This window comes from Frankia sp. ACN1ag (assembly GCF_001414035.1).
In the GTDB taxonomy this organism is placed as follows: Bacteria; Actinomycetota; Actinomycetes; order Frankiales; family Frankiaceae; genus Frankia; species Frankia torreyi.
The window spans coordinates 188,974-211,540 of record NZ_LJPA01000008.1 but is presented as its reverse complement, the minus strand read 5'-3'; the positions used below and the strand labels follow the sequence as shown (position 1 = coordinate 211,540).

The following is a 22,567-nucleotide window of genomic DNA, read 5'->3' as shown; positions in this document are numbered from 1 at the left end:
GGGCCGGGCCGCGGTTGTCGCGCGGTCGTTGGCGTACCCCTTGTCGACTGAGCCCCAGGATGCGCTGCTGTGCGATGCGCTCCTGCCGAAGACAGCGGCCACTATCCACGCCCCGACCGTAGCCGTGTTCGGGGTCCTGCGCGCCCGGCGTCACATGGTGTTTACCTCGCCCACGGCGTGTCGCTTGCAAGCCGTATGCGGTCTTGTCCGGCCATGCCGGTCTCGCCTGTGCGATCCGCCCAGCTCACGGCGGCCGCCCGCCGTCCGGCCGGTGTTCGGGGACACCGACCGGACCGCGGGAGAGCGCAGGAGCGTGATCAGGCGGCCAGGGCCGTGGGAGAGTGCCCGGCGCGCCCCGGCGACCGGCCGCCGTGGTCGGCGTCGAACGCGGGCTCCAGCGCCAGGTCCAGCACCTCCCGGACGTCGGTCACCAGGTGAACGGTGAGCGCATCACGCACCGGGGCGGGCACGTCGTCGAGGTCCGGCCCGTTGCGCTGGGGCAGCAGCACGGTGGTCAGGCCGGCCCGGTGCGCGGCGAGCAGCTTCTGCTTCACCCCGCCGATCGGCAGCACCCGCCCGGTCAGCGACACCTCGCCGGTCATGGCCACGTCCGCCCGGACCGGCCGGCCGGACAGCAGCGACGCGAGCGCCGTCGTCATCGTCACCCCGGCGCTGGGCCCGTCCTTCGGCACGGCGCCCGCGGGGACGTGCACGTGGACGCCGCGGTCGGCGAGGTCGCCGACGGGCAGCTCCAGCTCCACCCCGTGCGAGCGCAGGTAGGACAGCGCGATCTGCGCCGACTCCTTCATCACGTCGCCGAGCTGACCGGTCAGCGTGATGCCGGCGCCGCCGGTCTCCGCGTCGGCCAGGGAGGCCTCGACGAACAGCACGTCGCCGCCGGCGCCGGTGACCGCCAGGCCCGTCGCCACCCCGGGCAGGGCCGTGCGCTCAGCCGACTCCGGGGTGTGCCGAGGCCGGCCGAGGTAGCCGGTCAGATCCCCGGCGTCGATCGCGACCGGCAGGGCGGCCTCGCCGAGCGCCACCCGGGCGACGACCTTGCGCAGCAGCCGGGCGATCGAGCGCTCCAGGTCGCGCACCCCGGCCTCGCGGGTGTACTCCCCGGCCAGCGCGTGCAGGGCGCCGTCGCCGACGGTCACGTCACCCTCGGCGAGCCCCGCCCGGTCGAGCTGGCGGCGCAGCAGGTGGTCGCGGGCGATGACGACCTTCTCGTCCTCGGTGTAGCCGTCGAGGCGGATGATCTCCATCCGGTCCAGCAGCGGCGCCGGGATGGCCTCCAGCACGTTCGCCGTGGCCAGGAACAGCACGTCGGACAGGTCCAGCTCCACCTCGAGGTAGTGGTCGCGGAAGGTGTGGTTCTGCTCGGGGTCGAGCACCTCCAGCAGCGCCGCGGTCGGGTCGCCCCGGTAGTCCGCGCCGAGCTTGTCGACCTCGTCCAGCAGCACCACCGGGTTCATCGAGCCGGCCTCCCGGATCGCCCGCACGATGCGGCCGGGCAGCGCCCCGACGTAGGTGCGCCGGTGGCCGCGGATCTCGGCCTCGTCGCGCACGCCGCCCAGCGCCACCCGGACGAACGAGCGGCCCATGGCCCGCGCGATCGACTCGCCGAGCGACGTCTTGCCGACCCCGGGCGGGCCGGCCAGCGCCAGCACCGCGCCGCCGCGCCGGCCGCCGACGATCCCGAGACCGGCGTCCGCGCGCCGCCGGCGCACCGCGAGATGCTCGATGATGCGATCCTTGACGTCGTCGAGACCGGAGTGGTCGGCGTCGAGCACGGCACGGGCCGCGGTGATGTCGTAGGAGTCCTCGGCGCGGACGTTCCAGGGCAGGTCGAGGACGGTGTCGAGCCAGGTGCGGATCCAGCCGCCCTCGGGCGAGGACTCGGCCGTGCGCTCCAGCTTGTCGACCTCCTTGACCGCCGCCGCCCGCACCTTCTCGGGCAGGTCCGCGGCCTCGACCCGGGCCCGGTAGGCGGCCGGCTCCGAGCCGTTCGCTCCGTCGGTGCCACCGTCCGGGCCGTCCAGCTCGGCCAGCTCCTTGCGGACGGCCTCGAGCTGGCGGCGCAGCAGGAACTCGCGCTGCTGGCGATCCATGCCCTCCTGGACGTCGCGGCGGATCGTCTCGGCGACGTCGAGCTCGGCCAGGTGCTCCTTCGTCCAGGTCAGCAGCCGCTCCAGGCGGGTGCCGACCGCCGGCGTGCCGAGCAGCTCGATCTTCTGCGCGGTGGTCAGGTAGGCGGCGTAGCCGGCCGTGTCGGCGAGCGTGGCGGGATCGGTGATCGCCGACACGGAATCGATGACCTGCCAGGCGCCGCGCTGGCGCAACAGGTCCGTGACCAGCGCGCGGTACTCCTTGGCAAGCTTCTCCACGCGGGCGGCCTCGTCGGCCGGGGAACCGGCGCGGGTGCCGGCCGGGTCGTCGAGCGCGCCGAAGGGAGCGGCCGCGTCGTCGTCGACGACGACCGCGTCCACCCACCGCACGCCCGCGCCGCTCCCGGCGCCGGCATCATCGCCGGCCGTGGCAGCGGATGTGGCAACGCCGGTGCCGCGGCCGGCCGGGGCCGGCCGCTCGCCGCCGACGTGGGCTCGCGCCGTGCCGCGCACGACCGCCGCGGAGCCGCCGCGCGGCAGCCGGCCGACCTGCTCGATCACCCCGACCGCGCCGACCTCGGCGAGTTCGCCGTCGACACGGGGCACGAGCAGCACCTCGGCGGGCCGGCCGGCGGCGCGGCTGGAGATCCCCGGCGCGCGGGCGTCGGGGGAGCCACCGGAGCCACCGGAGCCGTCGGCACGGGCGGCGTCCACGGCGGCTCGGGTCTGCTCGTCGGACATGTCGAGGGACACGACCATGCCGGGGAGAACAACGGCGTCGTCGAGCGGCAGGACGGGCAACACCCGGATCTGTGGCATGTGGTCCACCCTCACGTGAGGAAGTTGAGTCACCTGGACTGAAGTCCCATTAGCCTACCGTTGTTCCCGAGGTTGCTCGCCCAGAGCGAACATCCGTGGCGGGAAGGATTGCGGCGGGGGTGTGGTTGTGTCGGCCAGGTAGTTGCATATACAACTGTCTAGGACGCCGGGACGGGCCCGCTCGGGCCGGCCCGCCGGCGGCCGCAAGCACAGCCAGGAGGACGACATGCCCGCCGTCACCGCCGACACCGTCCGGCTGCCCCGGCTGGCCGAGCCCGCGCTCGGTGCCGTCGACCGCCCGGTGCGCACGATCACGACCGCGCCCAGCGGCTTCGAGGGCGAGGGGTTCCCGGTCCGTCGCGCCTTCGCGGGCGTCCGGCTCACCGACCTTGACCCGTTCATCCACATGGACGAGATGGGCGCGGTCGACTACGGCCCCGGCGAGCCCAAGGGCACCCCGTGGCACCCGCACCGCGGCTTCGAGACCGTCACCTACATGATCGACGGCACCTTCCAGCACCAGGACTCCCACGGCGGCGGCGGGCTCATCACGGACGGCGCGACGCAGTGGATGACCGCCGGCGCAGGCATCCTGCACATCGAGACCCCGCCGGAGGAACTGGTCGTGCGCGGGGGCCTGTTCCACGGCATCCAGCTCTGGGTGAACCTGCCGGCCCGGGACAAGTTCACCCCGCCGCGCTACCAGAACCTCGAGGCCGGGCAGGTAGAACTGGTCGCCTCGCCGGACGGCGGCGCGCTGCTGCGCGTCATCGCGGGCGCGGTGGGCGAGCACCGGGGTCCGGGCTCGACGCACACGCCGATCTCCGTCGTCCATGCGACGGTGAGCCCCGGGGCGCGGGTGCATGTCCCCTGGAACCCGGAGTTCAACGCGCTCGCCTACGTCCTCGGCGGCCGCGGCACGGTCGGCCCGGCTGGTCGGCCGATCGAGGCCGGGCAGCTCGCCGTCCTCGGTGCCGGGGATCTGGTGACGGTGGCGGCCGACGCCCGGCAGGACGCGACGACGCCGGCACTGGAGGTCCTGCTCCTGGGCGGGCGTCCGATTCGCGAGCACGTCGAGGCGTACGGGCCGTTCGTCATGAACACCCGGGCGGAACTGATCCAGGCCGTCGAGGACTTCCAGGCCGGCAAGCTCGGCGTCATCCCGGCCGGCGCGCTCATGCCGCACCGCGGCTGAGATCGCTCGCGGTCCGGCCGGTGGCGTGATCCTGCCCGGACCGTATTTGCGCAATTCGGACGATCTGCACCCTTGCGTTCCCGGAATGGCTCGTTCGGATAATTGTCTCGGTATGCTGGATCAGCATCCGGATGACGGGACCGGGGGTCCGGTGACGACTCTCCCGCGAACGGTCGCCGGGGCGTGATGCCGGCGGTGCGCGCGCATACGCGGTGTGCGTGGGGTCCGTGCCGTCGCTGACCGGCCGTGCTGGCATGGGCGAGGGGGCGTCGTGTGGCAGGAGCCTGAACCGACGGGAGGCGGGTCCGACCGGGATCCGCGGCCGCGCCGGATGGAATGGCCGGCGGCAAGCGTCCTCGGTCGGATGGCGGCGGAAAGTCGCGCGGAGATTCTGCGGCTCGGTTCGTATCGTGAATACGCGAGCGAAGAGGTCGTCATGCACGAGGGCGACCGCACGAACTTCGTCGTTCTGCTGCTCAACGGCTGGGTGAAGGTCACCGCCGCCACCGAGAACGGCGGGTTCGCCCTGCTCGCGATCCGGCACGGGGGTGACCTCGTCGGTGAGCTCGCCGGGCTCGATTCCGAACCGCGGGTCGCGACTGTGACCGCGGCCGGCGCCGTGCTGGCGAAGGTCGTTCGGGCGGACGCCTTCGTCGCGTTCCTGCGCCGCCAGCCCGACGTGCACCAGGTACTGAGCAGCACGATCGCGGCGAAACTGCGCTCGGCAACCCGGCGGCGGGTCGAGTTCGGCGGCTGCTCGGTCGCGGTGCGGGTGGCGCGGGTGATCCTGGAGCTGGAGCGGGCCTACGGCGGCTCGTCGCCGGATGGGCGCCGTTCCGTCGGGGTCTCGCTCACCCAGCCGGAGCTCGCCGCCCTCGTGGGTGCCGCTGAGCCGACGGTCCACAAGGTGCTCCGGGACCTGCGCCAGCGAGGCGTCCTCGCCACCGGCTACCGGGCCGTGGTGATCCAGGATCTCGACGCGCTGCGGCTCGCCGCAAACCCGTGAGAATACGGGGCGGCCGTCCTCGTTCCTGGTGACACTGAAACTCCCCCGGCTCCGACCCGTGGAGGTTCAGCGTGAGTGAAAGGCCACCGGGTATCCGGCGGTTGTGCATCGCGATGGAGATCGACGGGGACGCCGGCGAGATACCCGGCGTGCTGCGGCCGCCGCGATGGCGGCGGGATCTCGGCGCCGTCATCGAGGAACTCGGTCGCGTCGCCGCTCTGGACCGGGCGCACTGGAACCCGCCCGCCGTGGGCGGCGGGGAAATCGCCTTCCTGCCGCCCGGAATCGACGAGGGGCGGTTCGTCGCAGCATTCGTCGACACATTGCGTTCCGCCATCGCCCGGCTGAACGACGGCGTGCCGCGGACGGAACGGGTTCGCCTGCGGGTGGCGCTGCACCAGGGAATCACCTTCCTTGACGAATCGGGCTTTTCCGGGCGGGCGGTGGTGAAGGTCGCCGCGCTGCGCGACTGTGCCGCCTTACGAGCCGAGCTGCGGCGCCATCCCAGTGTCGATCTCGCCCTGGCGGTGTCCGGCGAGCTCTTTGACGATGTGGTCGAGCACGACTATCCGGGGTTACGCGGCCGGGACTTCCGTCCGGAGCAGGTGGAGCTGGAGTCGGGGCCCGGCGTCGACGCCTGGTTGCTCATGCCCGGCCTCACCAGGGCGACGGCCCGGCTCGCCGCTGCGGCAGCCACCCGGGACGCGGCAGCCGACCGGCGCCCGGAACCCGCCCGGCGGGCGGCGAGATCCCCACTGTTCGCCATCGTCTCGACGCCGGCCGGCTCCTGGCCGGTCCACGTCCGCTGACCCCGCTGCCCGCCGCCGACCCCGCTGCCGCCAGCCAGGCGGGCGGCCCAGGGCAGTGTTGGCTCGGGGCAGTGACGGCTCGGGCAGACTGGCGGGATGTTGCGACACGTCACGGCGGTGCGGTATGCGACGCCGCTGCGGGAGGGCGGGAGCCTGCCCGGCCTGATGGAGGGCGACGATCTCGGCACCTGGGTCGTCAAGTTCAGTGGCGCCGGGCAGGGGCCGAAGGCGCTGGTCGCCGAGGTGATCGTCGGCGAGCTCGCCCGCGAGCTCGGGCTCGCGGTGCCCGAGCTCGTCGGAATCGACGTCGACCCCGAGCTCGGCCGCACCGAGCCGGACCAGGAGGTCCAGGATCTGCTGCGGGCCAGCGCCGGGCTCAACCTCGGCATGGACTACCTGCCCGGGTCCATCACCTACGATCCACTGGCCTTCGACGTCACGCCCGAGATCGCCGCCCGGGTGCTCTGGCTCGACGCCCTGACGCTCAACGTCGACAGATCCTGGCGCAACCCGAACCTGCTGGTCTGGGGCGGTCGGCTGTGGTTGATCGACCACGGCGCCGCCCTGTACCCCCACCACGACTGGGCGAGCGCGGCCGCGGCGGTCGGCCGGGTCCTGCCCGGCATCGCCGACCATGTGCTCCTGCCGGTCGTGGCCGCGCAACCCACGACGTTCGCCGCCGCCGACACCGCACTGGCCCCGCGGATCGACGCGGAGCTGCTGACCGCGGTTCTCGCCCGCGTGCCCGACGCCTGGCTGGACGTCCCGCGCGCCGACTACGTCCACTGGCTGCTGGCGCGGGTCGCGGCCCGGGCGCCCACGCGGGACGCGGTCACCGCGGCGCTCGCGCAGGCGCATCCGGCCGCCGAGATGGCGCCGGGCGCCCGGGTGGCGGCCGCCGCGCTCGCGAGCCGCCGGCGCGGTGCCAGCCCGGCCGACTCGGCCAAGGCGGGCCGGCCGGACTGGCTGCGCGCGGGGGACTGGCTGCGGACCGGCGGGGCGGCGGCCGTGGAGAACCGCGATGCGTGAGCTGTTCGAGTACGCGATGATCCGGATCGTCCCGCGAGTGGAACGGGGCGAGTTCGTCAACGTCGGCGTGATGCTGTACTGCCAGCGCTCCCGCTACCTGGACCTGCGCTGCCGGCTCGACGAGGGGCGCCTGGGCGTCCTCGATCCCTACCTCGACCCGGCCGTCGTCGTCGCCCATCTCGCGGCGTTTCGCGCCGTCTGCTGCGGCGGCGAGCAGGCGGGGCCGGCCGGGCGGCTCACCGCCGGAGAGCGGTTCCGCTGGCTGACCGCGCCGCGCAGCACCGTCGTGCAGACCTCGCCCGTCCACACCGGCCTGACCGGCGACCCGGCGGCCGAGCTGGATCGCCTCGTCGCCCTGTTGGTCGACCCGCCGGGACCCCCGGTCCCCTCGCTCGACCTCGACCTCGATCCCGACCCCGATCCCGCGACTCCCTGACCCGGCGCGGCCACCCACGCCACCGGGAACCGCGCCGCACCTCACGGGCCCTTCCGCGAGGGCAAATCGGACGCGAAGGGCTGTGGAAGGGCAAGGAACACGAGCTCGGCCACGAGGAAGGGCGGGGCGGCGGGCGGGAATCCCGCCGCCCCGCCCCGGTTCCGGCACCCAGTCGTCGTCAGCGACCGTCACCAGAGGGACCGTCGCCGGGGGGCGACGGGACGGCCCGGGCAGCCGCACGCGTTACCACAGGTCCCTGTAGCGGGCCGCGGACTGGTTGTTCTGGAACAGGCAGTGCTCGGTGTCCAACGGGCGATAGAGGTTCGAGCCGACGTTGGGGGGCTCGCAGGTGTTGAAGTAGTTCTCGTAGTACAGCCCCTTGCCGGCCCGTTCCCGCAGCCAGTCCCACATGAACTGGATGTAGTTCGGGTTGTCGCCGGCGCCGTCGTCGTCGCGACCGCTCACCACGCCCCATTCCCCGACACCGAAGAGCTTCCCGTGCTGGCGGGCGAAGTTGTACAGCCAGGTGATGCCGCCGGTCTCGTTCGCCTGCTTGGTGAACTCCGCGAGCGTGCGCGACGGCGGGTAGTGGTCGTAGGCATCGATGCCGATCACATCGACCCACTGGTCACCCGGGTAGAGGTCCAGCGGGTTGTGGCTCGGCGGGTTCTGGGAGTAGTGGGCGTTGATGGACCAGTCGAGCAGCGGATCAGGATTCGCCGTCGACCGGATGGCGTCGGCGACCTTACGCCAGCAGTTGACGTACGCGGTCGGATTCTGCCCGGACCACTGGTACCAGTCGCCGTTGCCCTCCCAGGCGATCCGGATGATGGAGTTCTGCCGGCCGGTCGAGTTCAGGGTGTTGCCGAACTGCCGCCAGTAGGTGTCGTACGCCCCCGTCGCGCACGTCTCCAGGGAGGCCCCGATGTTCTCCGGGAACGGCGGCACGGAGAGGACCAGTCGGCCCGGCCAACCGGTGAAGTTCTGTTCCGCCCAGGACGGGGCGACCATGTTCTGCCAGCTGTTGCGGCTCACGAAGACGTGGGAGAGGTCGCAGGGGCTGCCCCGGTTGGCGCAGAAACCGTCGACATCGGCCGGCACCATGATCGGATCCCCGTTGACGCCCGACAGCCACGGCAGTCCGGAGCGGTTCGGCTCCGTCGGCGGCGTGGTCGGCGGCGTGGTCGGCGGAGTGACCTCGCGGAACGTATCAGCCTTGTCGAAACCGACCCAGGTGCCCGTCGATCCGCCCGCGGATCGGCCGAGGTTGACGACGAAGGCGGTGTGCGGCCCGTCGCTGAGTACCGACGAGCGGTAGAACAGTGCCCTGGTGGGCAGCGGAGCGAAGGTGTTGACGGTGTGAGGCGCCTGCCCGTCGATGCTCACCGTGATGATCCCGCCCTGCGGCGACCGGATGCCGTAGATGTCGATCTGGGCGCCGGTGAACCGGATCCCGACCGTCGCTCCCGCGGCGACCGAGTAGCGGTAGCTGCTGTTGTCCGTGGGCGGCGCGCATCCGCCGCAGGTGGTCCATACGTTCACGTAGTTGATCTGACGGCTGTCGTCCTCAATGGACCCCGTCTGCTCGAAGACCGCGAGCGCCGGGCTTATGCGTCCTCCCAGAAGAAAGATCGGGGCGATGCAGAGAACGGCGAGAAGAAGCCATCGACGGATTCCTCGCCGACGAGTCCTCCGAAATTCTCTTGCCGTTGTCTCTGTCGCCGGGGCCCTGCTCGGACCCGATGTCCGGGTTTCCCGCCGGTGGCGTCCCATGGGCGGCCTTGCCTGCTCTGTTCGAGTCATTCCCCCGCCTGATGCAATCGGTCCTCGGAATCGACGAGTGTCGGTCCTGGCCAGTCGCTAGCAGGGGGATACTAGGCAGCAAGTAAGATCGTAATTACTCTCCGTGTCGATGCGGCTGGGCTCCGCGTGTCGAGCGGGTCCGCGATTTCCCCACAAAAGATGTTCGAACGGGCGGCCTCACCCGTGCAGGCGGGACACGCTGGTAACCGTGTGTATGTGGGATCGGGGCCGGCCTGGGCGGGTTCGCCGCGGTGACCCGCTCAGGCCGTCGGCTCGGGCTGGCCGCGCTCGGGTCCCGCCGCCGCCCACCGCTCCTCGATGCGGCCGACCTTCCACACCAGCAGGCTCACCGCCCAGGTGACGACGAACAGGCCGACGATGAAATAGCCGACGACGTTCAGGTCGAGTCCCGAGACCCAGTCCCAGAAACCACCCGACAGGTGCGCCTTCTCGGCGAGGATGCCGAGCAGTTCGACGGTGCCGATGAGGAAGGCGACCGCGACCGACAGACCCGTGATGGTGATGTTGTAGTACGCCTTGCGGACCGGCTTGGAAAAAGCCCAGCCGTAGGCGAAGTTCATGAACGACCCGTCGATCGTGTCCAGCAGGCTCATGCCGGCGGCGAAGAGGACCGGCAGCACGAGGATGGCGTACCAGGGCAGCCCACTGCCGGCGGCACCCGCGGCGAGGAACAGCAGCGCGACCTCTGTCGCGGTGTCGAAACCCAGACCGAACAGCAGCCCGAGCGGATACATCTGCCACGGCCGGGTGATCGCTCGCGTGACGCGGCCGAGGAGGCGGTTCGCGAAACCGCGGGAGTTCAGCCGCTCCTCCAGCGCCGCCTCGTCCACGAGGCCGCGGCGCATGTCGCGGAACACCGCCACGATGCCGACGAGCACGGCGAGGTTGATGCCGGCGATGAGGTAGAGGAATCCGCCGGAGACGGTGGTGCCTATCCAGCCGGTGACGTCGTGCAGGGTCGACCCGTCGTCGGAGACCTGGCCGGCCAGCGAGCGCACCCCGACGCCGAACAGGACGGCCAGCGCGAACACGATCGTCGAGTGGCCGAGGGAGAAGAAGAACCCGACGGACAGCGGCCGCCGGCCGTCCGTCATGAGCTTGCGGGTGGTGTTGTCGATCGCGGCGATGTGGTCGGCGTCGAACGCGTGCCGAAGGCCGAGGGTGTAGGCGGTGACCCCGAGGCCGACGCCGAACACCTGGCCGTCGGCGCCGAACCGGTAGTGGTGCGGCGCGATGACCGCGGTCAGCAGGAGCCAGCCGACCACATGCAGGCCGACGATGACGGCGGCCATGGCGCCGAGGGTCGTCCACTCCCGTCGGTCGAGCGCGCCGCTCACCCGCGCCCGCAGGTTCCGTCCTGGTCCGGTGGCGACGGGCGTGGTCATGGCATCTCCCTCGTGGCGCCCCGTCACCGGTCGCGGGTGGTGTCCCCTGCCGGCCGGGCAGGCATGACCATAACCATGCCCAATGTGCTCCTGCAACACTGTTGCAGGAGCACCGCGACGACAGGTGGCGGGACCACCATGTCGGGACGTGCCGTCGTCAACCGTCTCAGTGGCTGTCCGCGGCCGGCTCCGTCCCGCTCGGCCCGGCGAGGGGCCGCCCGGACGGCCCAGGCAGCCCGGACGCGGCCCGTCGACCGCCCTGGAGCACCGCGACGAGCTGATCCGTGGCCAGCAGCAGCACCGTGAGCCACGAAATCGTCGCGACCCGTCCGAACGCCTCCACCCAGTCACCGTTCGTCGGCAGCGAATGGCGGGCCTGCACCTCCAGCACGTACAGGGCACTGACCGCCAGGCAGACCGCGGGGCCGACCCGGGTCAACCACCTGCCCCGCGGGGCGAGCAGCGCGATCACGGTGGCGAGGGCGACGACGATCCCGGCGGCCACCGAGACGAGGACCGTGGCGAGCAGCCCGGCCCCCACCGCGGCGTATGCCGCCGTCCGCCAGTCGATCCGTACCGGACGGATCGACCAGGGGTCGACCGTCGGCAGGTCCGGTCCCGGCTCGACCGCACCCGCCGCCCGCCGGCGTGCGCGGCGGGTGGTGAACAGCAGCAGGGCCAGGAAGAACACGACCGTCACCGCGGACAGCACCAGCGAGTAGCGGACGATCTGCTGCGGCGCCCAGGTCAGGGTCACGGTGAACGCCGCGGCCGTCGGGTTGATCCGCCAGCCGTTGGCGTAGCCGTCGACCAGCCGCGGCTGGCCCGCGTCGGCGCCGTTCACCGTCGCCTTCCACCCCCGCGACAGGCTCTCGCCGAGCACCAGCCAGAAGGGCGTCCCCGGCTGGGCTCCCGTGACCTGCGCGGTGAACGACGTCGCGTCCGAGGACTGGACGATGATCCGCGGCGACAACCCGGCCGCGCCGGCCGTCCTGGCGGTAGGGGTGCCGGTCGGCGTCGCCGCGCCGGTGGCGGGTGTGCCGGTGGCGGGTGTGCCGGCGTCGCCGGCGCCCAGCCAGGGGCCGCCGCCGGCGTCCGAGGCGAGCAGGAGGCGGTCGATGTCCACGCCCAGCTCGGCGCCGTCCCCGGTCTTGATCACATGCTCGCCGGGGCCGAGGGTGAGCGCTCCGCCGCAGGTGGACACCCGCAGGCCGAGGCGGTTCACCGCGTCGGAGGTGGATCCGTCGATACGCACGCCGACCGGGTGGCCGTCGATGCTCAGCAGGTCGTCCCGGCAGGTCCCCGGGAGCTGCGCCGGGAGCAGGGCCGAGGCGGCCCCCGCGCTCTGGGTGGCGGTGGTGCTCTGGCCCGCGCCCGGGGCCTCGGTGACTCCGCTGGCCAGGCCCGGCAGCCCGATCTCGGCGATGCCCACCGGCATCGACAACGGCGACCGGCTGATCGGGTCGATGCTCTTGACCGTCCGCACGTCGTCGACGACGAACCGCCAGGTGCTGCCGGTGACGGCCGGGAAGGTCAGGGTCACCTGGCGGGTACCACCACGCTGGGCGGTGTCGGTGACCGGTGGCACCGGCACCGAGCCGACGACCCGGCCGTCGACCACCAGCCCGATCCGGGTCGGCACCGAGTGCCGGCCGTCGGCGACGATGGACATCGTCACCGAGGAGGTGGTGATCGGGGCCGGCGAGGCGACCTGGAGCCAGCCGCCCTCGGGGTCGCCGATGCCGGGGCTCCACGCGGTGGTGACGTCGCCGTCGAAGGCGCTTGACGACCGGGCCGCGAGCGAACCGGGCAGGCGGCCGGACGAGGACACGACCGGCAGGTTCGACGGCCGCCCGAGCAGGCGGTCGATGTGGTCGTCGGCGGCGTACGCGGAGATTCGCGCCGTGCCGGTCAGCGCGAACGTCCGCGCCGTCGGCAGCGCGAACGACCGGCTGATGATCTCCTCGGTGTCCTGCTTGAACGGCTCGGCCGGGTTGGCCCGGTCCCGCGACATCTGCAGGGCCAGGCGGTGGCCGAGGGAGGAGGCGCCGGCGGCGTCGAGGCTGTCGCTCGGCATCCGCAGCACCTCGTCGGCGGTCAGCGCCTTACCGTCCGTGCCGGGGATCTCGACCTCGGCGAAGCCGACGGCGGAGACGTTGTCGTAGGTGCGCTGGCGGCCGTAGTTCGTCGCGTCGACCCGGATGTGCAGCGTGCGGAACGTGCGGGTCGGGAAGCTGACGACCTGGCCGACCTGGGTGCGCGACGACGGGGTGAGGTCGACGGTGACGGGGGAGCCGCCGTCGAACGTCAGCGTCGCCCGGGTGATGTACCGGTTGCGGGGCCCGGACAGCGGCTGGGTGAGCCGGACGTGGTCGGTCGTGGTCGGCGCGGCCAGCGTCGTCTGCCACGCCTCACCGGTCGGGTCGGTGAAGGCGCCGACCCGCCAGGCGGTGTTGATGTCGCCGTCGATGCCGCGCACCGGCCGGTCCCAGGGGCCGTAGGCGAAGGAGTTGCCGTAGGCCGACGCCGTCACCGCGGCGATCTTCGCCGGAGTGCCGGGGGCGTGCAGGGCCGCCGTCGTCTCGTTGGCGGTCGTCTCGTCACCGAACAGCGGCAACCGGTTGTCGTTCGGGTCCTTCACCAGGGGGGCGACGCCGGGCTGCTCGACGTAGCCGAAGTTCTCCCGGACCCCCGTCCAGCGCTCGGCCCGCAGCCGGTTGGTGTCGCTGACGAGCAGGTCGGCGCCGTCGTCGAGGGCCTGGGCGAGCTCGCCCGGCTTGCTGGCCAGCTCGGGGGCGTAGAGGATCGCCCGCCCGGACGCGACGGGCTCGGCGAGCAGCCCGGAGGCGGCCGCGTCGACCAGCGCCTCCCCGTTGCCGCTGACCAGCAACGGCCGGGCGGTGGTGGCGGTGCGCACGATCGGCTGGGTGTTCGACACGGGGAAGACGGCCAGCGCCGGGGGATCGGGCACCGAGGTCTTCGTGCCGAGCGTGATCTCGTCGGTGAAGGGGATCCCCGGATCCTCGGCCACCGGCGGTCCGTAGGTCTGCGGCGCGCCGAGGCCGGCCGGCCGGGTGGAGGTGAACAGGTCCCACGTCGAGCGGGGCCGCGGGGTGCGGTAACGCTCGTAGGCGAGGTTGCTGCGCAGCATCACGTCGCCGACGCCCATCAGCCGGGCCAGGTCCGGCACGGCGGACGTCTCCAGCACGCCCTCCTGCATCCGCCGGTCCAGCGAGCGGACCAGGTCGACGGTGCCGGCCTCGCCGTACGGGATCAGCTCGCGCAGGACCAGCGGCCGGTCCATCAGCCCCTCGGTGACCGGGTCGAGGGTGCTGCCCCAGCGGTAGTGCGAGAAGTCGGCGCCAGGCAGCTCCAGCACCCGAGAGCCGTCGTCGCCGGCGTCGAGCGCCTTGGCGACCTGCGTCTCGTAGGCGGGGACCTGCTCGGGACGCTTCAGCAGGGGCTCGACGAACTCGCCGCGGAACAGCGGCGACATGTTCGCGGCGATGAGTACCAGCACCAGTCCCATCGCGAGCTGGGGAACCCCAGGCCGCCAGCCTCGCGCGGCACCGCCGCCGCCGACGGAGCCCGCGCGACGCCCGCCGCCGCCCGGGCCGGACCCGGCCGCCGCGCGCAGCGCGTACCGCTCCTCCAGGGCGGCCAGGCCGCCCGCGAGCAGCACCGACAGGCCGAGGGCGACCATCGGGACCGCGCGCGGCAGCGAGCGCAGCGCGAGCCCGGCCGTCGACCCCTCCGCGAAGTCCTTGAACAGCCGACCCCAGGGGGAGGGGTCGTCGTAGGGGTAGACGCCGACGGCGATCGTGGTGCCCAGCAGGATGAGCGCGACGAAGTAGCCGCGGTGCCCCCAGCGGATCGCCGAGGCCGCTGCGAGCGCGAGGATCGGCAGCGCGAAGCTGACGACGATCAGCCACAGGTCGTGCGTGTAGTGGGTCGCCGGCCCGATCCAGGGGCCGAGCGCGTCCTGGCCGTAGAAGAACCAGTTGCCCAGGCCTCGCAGCACCTCGGACGCCTGCGAGCTGCTGGCGACCGTCTCGATCGTCTCGGTGAAGGCGAGCACGTTCAGCCCGTAGCCGGCCTGCGTGTACAGCCCGGCGATCCACCACGCCGAGGTGACGAGGACGGCCAGCACGGCCCGGGTGCACATGCCCGCGGCGGCGCCGAGGCGGACCTCCCGGGTGCCCCACACGGCGAACGGCACCCACAGCAGCGGCGCGAACAGGATGAAGATGAGGCTGGAGGCGTTGATGCTGCCGATCGTGGTGACGACCAGGGCGAACGCGGCGGGGAAGCGCCAGCCCGCGGGGCGCCAGCCGGCGCGCCCCGGCTCGGCCTCCCGCAGGCCACGCACGGTGATGCCGATCAGCCAGCCCAGCCCGGCGTAGGGCAGCAGGATCGCCGAGATCCGCGCCTCGTACTCCAGGATGTAGGGCGAGAGCATGTAGCCGGCGGCGGCCACGAACGCGAACCGGTCCGGCCAGCGGAACGAGCGCAGCAGGAACAGCACACCGGCGCCCGCGCCGAACAGGATCGAGCCGGTCCACAGCCGCTGCGCCACCCAGTCGGGCAGGCCCGCGATGTCCAGCAGCCAGTAGAACAGCCCCTGCGGGTACAGATAGCCGATGTTCTGGTGGGTGACGGTGCCCATGCCGATCGCGGGGTCCCACATGGAGACCGCCCGGCGCAGCATCCGGCCCGGATCGAGGTAGAGGTACGCCTTCGTGTCCGCGCCGATCTTGCCGGGCGCGGTGGCCAGCAGCGGCAGGTAGGCCACGGCGGCCAGCACCAGCGTGGGCCAGGTCGGCAGCAGCCGGCGGCCCCGTGACACCGCCGCACCGGCCCGACCAGCCGGGTCCGGCCGGCCGCCGGTCCGCGGGTCCGGGCGTCGCCCGGCCGGGGTCGCCGGGTCCGCGGCGCGCGGGGACGGGGCCTGGGCGGCGCCGTCCGGCGCCGGCGGGCGACCCCCGTCGGCACCGGACGGTGACGTGGTCAGGGTCACCGGATCACCGGGGTGGTCGCCAGGGTCACCGGCGCTGGCCGATCACGTCCGCGGCGCGGGCCGCGGGGGAGGCGGACCCGCGCTGGCGGGCCGCCTCCCGCACGAGCGCGGCGAACGTGGCGCGGGCCGTCTCCGCCCAGGTGAACGTCGCGGCGTGGGCGAGGGCACCGGCGGACAGCCGGGCTCGCAGGTCGTCGTCGGAGAGCACGCCGGCCAGTGTCTTGCCCAGATCGGTCGGGTCCTCCACCAACACGCCGGTCTCACCGTCGACGACCGCGTCGGTGTGCCCGGCGATGCGGGTGGCCACCGACGGCGTGCCGCACGCCGCCGCCTCCGTGATCGTCATTCCCCAGCCCTCCCGGGCGGACGCCGAGGTGAGCACCCAGGCGCGCCGGTAGAGCGAGAGCAGCTCGTCGTCGTCGACGCGCCCGACGAGGCGCAGCCACGCGCCCGCCCCGGCGGCCCGGATCTTCTTCTCCAGCTCCGGCCGCTCGTAGCCGTCGCCGACGATCACCGCCTCCATCGTCGGGTGCTCGTCGTGCGCCCGCAGCAGGCCGTCGATGAGGATGTCGAAGCGCTTGACCGGCACCAGCCGGCCGACGGCGAGGACGAGAGGATGCGGGGACCGCTCGCCGGCGGGGGTGAACGCCGGGTCGATCCCCGGCGGCACGACCGAGATGTTGCGCGGTGGCAGGCCGAGCAGCTCGATGATCTCGTGTCGGGACGACTGGGACAGCGTCAGGATCCGCGTGCGCCGGTACAGCGGCGGGGCGACCTTGAACTCCACCGTCTCGCCGACCTTCGCCAGCTTCGGGGAGAGCACCATCCGCCACATCTCGGCGTGCACATGGTGCAGGAACACCACCCGCGGGCAGCGGGCCCAGACGGGGGAGAAGAACGGCATGCCGTTCCAGATCTCCACCAGGCCGTCCCACGGACCGGTGCGGCCCAGCGCGCCGGACAGGGCGGTGCGCGGGAAGACCGAGTAGCGCCCCGCCTTACGCACCACCGAGTAACCGTGGCGGCGGACCGACTCGGGATGGCCGGGGGCGAACGCGGTGCGCAGGCTCACGTCGATGCCCGCCTGCGCCCAGCGCTCGGCGACCTTGTCGGCGTGCAGCTCCGAGCCGCCGGACTCGGGGTCGTCGAGGTCGCGCCAGGCGAGCACGTGCACGCGGCGCAGCCCGGAGGTCTCGACGAGCTCGGCGAGCGAGGGGCGCCGGGGGACGTCCTCGATGCCCGGCGCACCGAGCTGCGGGGCCAGGATTCCCGGCGGCACCGCGGCGCCGGCGCCGACCTGGGGCAGGATCAGACCCTTCGGGGTCGGCGGGATCGTCGCGCCGGGACCGGGACCGGGGCTGCGGCCGTTGCTCGGCGCGGTCATGCCCGAGCCGTCCGGCGGGCCGCGGCGAGCACCGACAGGCCGGTGACGACGGCCAACGCGGCCTGGCAGGCGAGATCGGCCCGAGCGGTCGCCGTCGGCGAACCATCCGCCCACACCAGCAGGGGGATGGTCGCCGCGGCGGCGAGGCCCAGGGCCAGCAGGACGCCTCGCTCTCCGAGAGCGAGCAGGTAATGGGTGAACAGCACGGTAGCTCCGAGACAGGTCATCGCTGCGGCCAGGGGAAGGAGCGCGCCGGAGGCGTCGGTGAAACGGGGGCCGAAGGCCAGGGAAAGCAGTTTCTCCGGTGCGATGAGAGCGGCGAAGAGCAACCCCATCGCCGGTACGAGGAGTATCGCGATCGTCGCACCGAGTTGATGCAGAGCGTGCTGCCCGAGATGCCGGCGGTCCGCCGCCTCCGGGAGCAGGAACCCGGCCAGCACCACCGCAGCCAGCACGATCACCTTGCTGGCGACGGAGACGGCCGCGTAGGAGCCCGAGCGGTCCGGGGCGAGCCGGCCCTGCAGCAGCACGTCGACGTTCTGCAGCAGCCCGAGCAGCGCGAGCGCGACCAACGCGGCGCCGACCTCCACCGCCAGCCGGGTCGGCGCCTGGGTGGGCGTCAAGGTGGGTGCCGCGGGGGGCGGCTGCCCGGGCGGCGGGGCGGCCCGGTCGCGGCCCGGCGCCTCCAGGCCGCGGCCCATCGTTTCCGGGCTGCGGCCCATCGTTTCCGGGCTGCGGCCCATCGTTTCCGGGCTGCGATACAGAGTCCACCGCACGTGGGCGAGGGCCGCGAGCACACCGAGCAGGACGCCGATCGCCGCGCCGGACTCGTCGAGGCCGACGAGCACCAGGCCGATCGTGAACACGGTCTTCACCACGGCGTCGACGAGCAGGTTCGTGGCCAGCGCCGGGTACTGGCGGGCGCACTGGAGCAACCCCCGGTCGACGCACAGCAGGCACCACGCGGCCCCCGCCGTGATGATCTCGGCGACGCCGCCGGGGCCGGGCAGCGACAGCTCGCGCGCCACGTATCCCCGCCCGATGATCGCGAGCACCGCGACCACGAGCACGGTCGCGACGCCCACCCGGCGGACCCGGTTCACCCAGGCGGCCATGAGGTGCAGCCGGCCGCTGTGCTGCCAGGTGGTGACCCGCCGGACCACCCCGACGAGCAGCGCGCTGCCCGGCATCGACACGACGAAGAAGATCGCGATGAGCTGGGCCACCGCGCCGTAGGACCTGGTGCTCATCGCCCGGGCGATGATCAGGGTGACGCCCATGTTCGCGGCGTTGGCAAGCAGGCCGGCGAGGGCCAGGGGGACGGCGCCGCGCAGCGCACCGCGCAGCCGAGTGCCGCGGGTCTGCCGTAGCCGCTTGCGCAGCGTCCAGCCGTCCCCGGCCTCGGCGGGGACGGCCCGCTCCGCCGGCCCGGCGCCGGCGGGAACCGGTCCGGCCACCATCGCCCCCGGGGCCAGCGGGCCCGTCGACAGCGGGCCCGTCGACAGCGGGCCCGTCGACAGCGGGCTCACCGCGGTGGGTCCGGTGGTGCTCGAGTTGATGGTGGCGGACCCGGAGCCGCGGGGGAGCGGCCCGGTGGTCGGCGGGCGGTTCATCTCCGGCCGTACCACCATCGGGCCGGTCGAGGCGGGATCCGGGGCGGTCGGACCGGATCTCGTCCGGTGCGCCGCCGCGCGCCGGACGGTGGGCGAGAGGTCCCCCGGCGGGACGGCGTTGCGGTTCATCAGCGTCCTCCCCGACGACACACGCAGGCGTCCTCCCCGGCGCGCGCCGGGGAATACCCGCGCGTGGCCGGTTCACCCGCGGCGGGGTGGCCGGCCGCGCGTTTCGTCCGGGGAAGGGCGTTCACCTGATCGTCAACGCCTTACCTGTTGATTCCACCTCAAGAGCCAGGTCGGCGTCGACCATCATCGCGATCAACTCCTCGAACCCGACCCGCGGCGTCCACCCCAACACCTCGCGCGCCTTCGACGGATCACCCACCAGCACATCCACCTCCGCCGGCCGGAAAAACCGCGGATCCTGCTGCACCAACCCCGACCAGTCCGAAATCCCCACCCGCCCGAACGCCNCATCCAACAACTCCCGAATACTATGCGTCACCCCCGTCGCCACCACATAGTCATCCGGAGTGTCCTGCTGCAACATCCGCCACATCGCCTCCACATAATCCCCCGCAAAACCCCAGTCCCGCCGCGACTCCAGATTCCCCAACGTCAACGAGTCCTGCAACCCCAACGAAATCCGCGCCACCGCCCGCGTGATCTTCCGCGTCACAAACTCGATCCCCCGCCGCGGCGACTCGTGATTAAACAACAACCCCGAACACGCAAACGCCCCGTACGACTCCCGATAATTCACCGTCAAATAATGCCCGAACGTCTTCGCCACCCCATACGGCGACCGCGGATGAAACGGCGTCGTCTCCCGCTGCGGCGTCTCCCGCACCTTTCCGAACATCTCCGACGACGACGCCTGATAGAACCGCACACCCGACATGTCGTTACCACCCGCGATCCGCAACGCCTCCAACACCCGCAACACCCCCATCCCCGTCGTCTCCCCCGTCAACTCCGCCTGCTTCCACGACAGTCCGACGAACGAGATCGCCCCCAGGTTGTACACCTCGTCCGGCTGCGAGATCTCCACCGCACCGATCAACGACGAAAGATCCGTCAGATCACCCTCCAACAACACCACCCCCGGCACCACCCGCTCCACCACCGCCACCTTCGGGTTGGACTGCCCCCGAACCAACCCGAACACCTCATAACCCTTCGCGGTCAACAACTCACCCAGATACAACCCGTCCTGACCGGTAATCCCGGTAATCAGCGCACGCGGCACGTCGATCCTCCTGTAGACCACCCGGTACTGGGCGGAAGGTTAGCGTCAGGTAAACCGGGCCGGTCAGCCGGGTCCCGCTCCCACGGTCTGCGGGGCCGCGGCGTCGGCCGCCGACCCCCGGGCGATCCGAAGAAGCTGAGGAATGATCGCGGTCCCGATGCGTCGGGCGCCGTCATTCGAGATGTGCACCCCGTCGTCGTCGCGCAGCCGGACGCCGTCCAGCTCGTCGACGTACTTGTTGCCCGGTGTGAGAACGGAGGTAATGTCGATCACGCTCGTGCCGGGGTGGCGGGCCGCGGCCTCGCGTAGGAGCACGTTGAAGCGCTCGACCCGCGTGGCCTTCGTCTCCGGGTAGATGCTGCCGTCCGGGGCCTCGGTCGGCTTGAAGATCGGGGTGGTAAGAAGTACCACTTTCGCGCCTTTGGCGCCGAGCGTGGTGATCGCAAGATCCAGCTCGCGGCCGAGGTAGGCGTCGAACGCCGGGTCGCCGATGTGCGTCCAACGGCCGTCGCGCAACTGGTCGGTGACCTCCCAGCGGCCGACGAGCAGCAGCGCGAGCGCCGGATTGACCTCGTCGACGCGCTGCGCGAAGCGCTGCGGCCACTGGTCGCAGCCGGCGGTGGTCGGTCCGGCCTCGCCGAGGATGCGCCGCTGCATGCCGCGGGCGACCCCGCAGCCGAGCTTGGAGAAGTCGTGGATCTCGATGCCCTGGGCGGCCGCCATCTTGGAGAAATCGCTGAAGCCCAGCGTGAGCGCCACCGAGTCGCCGCCGAGCAGCACCTTGATCGGCGCGCCGCTGCCGGGGTGCACGGTGACGGTCGGCTGCGGGGAGGCGGCCGCCCGCTTGGCCAGCGCCTCCAGCTCGGCGGGGGTGCGCACCGACGCCGAGGTGCCCGCCGTGGCGACCAGGATCACCGCGAGGACCCCGCCGAACGCGGCGGGCACGGTCAGCCGCGGGTTCGGCAGCCGGATCCGGCGGCGGCGGATCGGGTCCTCCACGAGGTGGAACGACGCGAGCGTGATCGCCAGCGTGACGCCGAGCCGCAGCAGCAGCAGGACCACGCCGTCGGTGCCGGTCCGGGTGGCCGTCAGGGTGAGGAACACCGGCCAGTGCCACAGGTACAGGCCGTAGGAGATCCGCCCGATGAACGTCAGCGGGGCCAGGGCGAGCACCTTCGACACCGGCCCCTCGGGTGCCTCCACGAGCGAGGCGACGAGCAGCATCACGACGACGGCGACGCCGAGGAACCCGCCGGCGTAGAGCGCGCGGTTCTCCCCGCTCACCGTGGTCCAAATGACGATCATCGTCACGCCCGCCAGGCAGCCGACGACTGACATGACCGACCGGGCCCGGGCCGAGATCGGCCGCGTCCGCTGCCCCCGCCACACCGCCAGCGCGGCGCCGACCAGCAGCGCCTGGGCGCGGCTGTCGGTGCCATAGTAGATCCGGGACGGATCAGTGCCGAGCAGCAGCAGGGCCAGGCCGACCAGCGCGGACGCCTCCGCGCCGAGCACGGCCACCGTCAGCGCGAGGGACTGGGCCTTCTGGCGCTGGCGGCGCCAGCGGTCCACCGTGCGGGCGCTGTGCCGCATGAGCAGGAACACGACCAGCGGCCACAGGACGTAGAACTGCTCCTCGACCGACAGCGACCAGGTGTGCAGCAGCGGCGAGGGCGCCGAGAAGTGGTTGAAGTAGCTCTGGTCGGACAGGGCGAAGCGCCAGTTCGCCACGTACAGCAGCGTCGACAGGGCGTCCAGGCGCAGCGTTCCGACGTCGCCGGGGGAGGCGATCCACCGGGCGTACGCCGCCACCCCGATCAGCAGGACCAGCAGCGCCGGCATCAGCCGGCGGGACCGGCGGACCCAGAAGCTGCGCAGGTCGATGCGCCGGGTGTTGCGGTACTCGGTGATGAGCAACCCGGTGATCAGGAAGCCCGAGAGGACGAAGAAGGTGTCCACGCCGAGCAGGCCGCCGGGCATCCACGAGACGCCGGCGTGGTAGGCGATGACGGCCATGACGGCGAACGCGCGTAGCCCGTCCAGGGCGGGCAGGTGCCCCAGCGGGGCGAGCACGGGGCCGGTGGCGTCGAGGTCGTCCTCGGGCCGGGTCGGTGGCCGCGCCGGCCCGCGGCCGGTCGCCGGACGCTGGGGTGTCGCGAGGTGGGCGCGGGCCCCGTCGCGGCGGACGCGGGGCTCGGGTCGCTGGGCTGGGGCCTCGGGCCGGCGCTCGGCCGCGGCCCGCTCGTGGCGGCGAGGAGGCTGATCCCGGCGCCTGCGGTCGGCACCGTGCCGACCGTCACCAAAGTGCCCCTCACGCTCCGCTGTCGAGCGTCGGGGCTGCGGGCCCCCGCCCGGGCTATGCGGCCCGCCCGCGCGGGTGCTGATCGGGGTCGTGTCGGCCTGCTGCTCGGCGGACGACCGCCGCTGTCGATCCCCGGACGCCAGCGGGACGGTGTCGGCGTCGTTGCTGGTCAGCCTGGTCCCTCCTCGTCGTCGCCGGGGCGCCATCGGGCCGTGGAACCGGGCGGCGGCCGCGGTGCGGGCTCGGCGGCTCCGCATCGGGTCCGCCACCGCGGCTCGCCGACCCCGATCGCATCAGGACGTCCGAGCGGCAAGGCTAATCGCAACAGCGTCACGCCGTGCACGCGCGGTATGTTTGTGGCCTTGATGCCGGACGCGTTGTCTGCCCG

Annotated in this window: 13 protein-coding genes and 1 pseudogene; 5 read left to right on the top strand and 9 right to left on the bottom strand. The window is 72.7% G+C overall.

The window, feature by feature from the left end; genetic code table 11:
- Positions 1-317 precede the first annotated feature (317 nt).
- A complete protein-coding gene (lon, locus tag UK82_RS09525) occupies positions 318-2,927 on the bottom strand; it encodes an endopeptidase La (protein WP_044886727.1) in 2,610 nt (869 codons plus the stop codon).
- A gap of 226 nt (positions 2,928-3,153) precedes the next feature.
- Between lon and UK82_RS09520 the strand changes: the two genes are divergently transcribed.
- From UK82_RS09520 to UK82_RS09500, 5 genes are all read left to right on the top strand, one after another.
- Complete coding sequence (locus tag UK82_RS09520) at positions 3,154-4,122, top strand: pirin family protein (RefSeq protein ID WP_044886726.1); 969 nt, start codon at positions 3,154-3,156, stop codon at positions 4,120-4,122.
- Between the two features lie 331 nt (positions 4,123-4,453).
- Positions 4,454-5,128: a Crp/Fnr family transcriptional regulator gene (locus UK82_RS09515; RefSeq protein ID WP_044886725.1), complete on the top strand. Its 675-nt coding sequence runs from the start codon at positions 4,454-4,456 to the stop codon at positions 5,126-5,128.
- A 71-nt stretch (positions 5,129-5,199) separates the two neighbouring features.
- The gene (locus UK82_RS09510; protein ID WP_044886724.1) at positions 5,200-5,937 is read left to right on the top strand and encodes a hypothetical protein; all 738 of its coding nucleotides are present in this window, start codon (positions 5,200-5,202) and stop codon (positions 5,935-5,937) included.
- Between the two features lie 96 nt (positions 5,938-6,033).
- Positions 6,034-6,966: a HipA family kinase gene (locus UK82_RS09505; RefSeq protein ID WP_044886723.1), complete on the top strand. Its 933-nt coding sequence runs from the start codon at positions 6,034-6,036 to the stop codon at positions 6,964-6,966.
- Positions 6,959-7,402: a DUF3037 domain-containing protein gene (locus UK82_RS09500; RefSeq protein ID WP_044886722.1), complete on the top strand. Its 444-nt coding sequence runs from the start codon at positions 6,959-6,961 to the stop codon at positions 7,400-7,402. Before UK82_RS09505 ends, UK82_RS09500 begins: the two co-directional genes overlap by 8 nt.
- Positions 7,403-7,645: 243 nt before the next feature.
- On the opposite strand, the gene UK82_RS09495 is transcribed toward UK82_RS09500, so the two are convergent.
- The 8 genes and pseudogenes from UK82_RS09495 to UK82_RS09465 form a co-directional block, all read right to left on the bottom strand.
- Positions 7,646-8,944: a glycoside hydrolase family 26 protein gene (locus UK82_RS09495; protein WP_236705713.1), complete on the bottom strand. Its 1,299-nt coding sequence runs from the start codon at positions 8,942-8,944 to the stop codon at positions 7,646-7,648.
- Between the two features lie 521 nt (positions 8,945-9,465).
- Complete coding sequence (locus UK82_RS09490; protein WP_044886720.1) at positions 9,466-10,611, bottom strand: HoxN/HupN/NixA family nickel/cobalt transporter; 1,146 nt, start codon at positions 10,609-10,611, stop codon at positions 9,466-9,468.
- 166 nt (positions 10,612-10,777) lie between these two features.
- Positions 10,778-15,628 carry an alpha-(1->3)-arabinofuranosyltransferase family protein gene (locus UK82_RS09485; RefSeq protein WP_055406914.1) on the bottom strand — a complete coding sequence of 1,617 codons (4,851 nt, stop codon included), beginning with the start codon at positions 15,626-15,628 and terminating at the stop codon, positions 10,778-10,780.
- A 25-nt stretch (positions 15,629-15,653) separates the two neighbouring features.
- Positions 15,654-17,012: a glycosyltransferase family 4 protein gene (locus UK82_RS09480; RefSeq protein ID WP_044886718.1), complete on the bottom strand. Its 1,359-nt coding sequence runs from the start codon at positions 17,010-17,012 to the stop codon at positions 15,654-15,656.
- The gene (locus tag UK82_RS09475) at positions 17,009-18,754 is read right to left on the bottom strand and encodes a hypothetical protein (protein ID WP_396230504.1); all 1,746 of its coding nucleotides are present in this window, start codon (positions 18,752-18,754) and stop codon (positions 17,009-17,011) included. Before UK82_RS09475 ends, UK82_RS09480 begins: the two co-directional genes overlap by 4 nt.
- A gap of 121 nt (positions 18,755-18,875) precedes the next feature.
- Positions 18,876-19,101, bottom strand: a pseudogene (locus UK82_RS36800) (GDP-mannose 4,6-dehydratase); the annotation flags it as partial.
- A 1-nt stretch (position 19,102) separates the two neighbouring features.
- A partial coding sequence (locus UK82_RS09470) for a GDP-mannose 4,6-dehydratase (RefSeq protein ID WP_236705712.1) occupies positions 19,103-19,877 on the bottom strand: 775 nt, incomplete at its 3' end.
- 63 nt (positions 19,878-19,940) lie between these two features.
- A complete protein-coding gene (locus tag UK82_RS09465) occupies positions 19,941-22,436 on the bottom strand; it encodes an acyltransferase family protein (RefSeq protein WP_236705711.1) in 2,496 nt (831 codons plus the stop codon).
- Between the last annotated feature and the right edge of the window lie 131 nt (positions 22,437-22,567).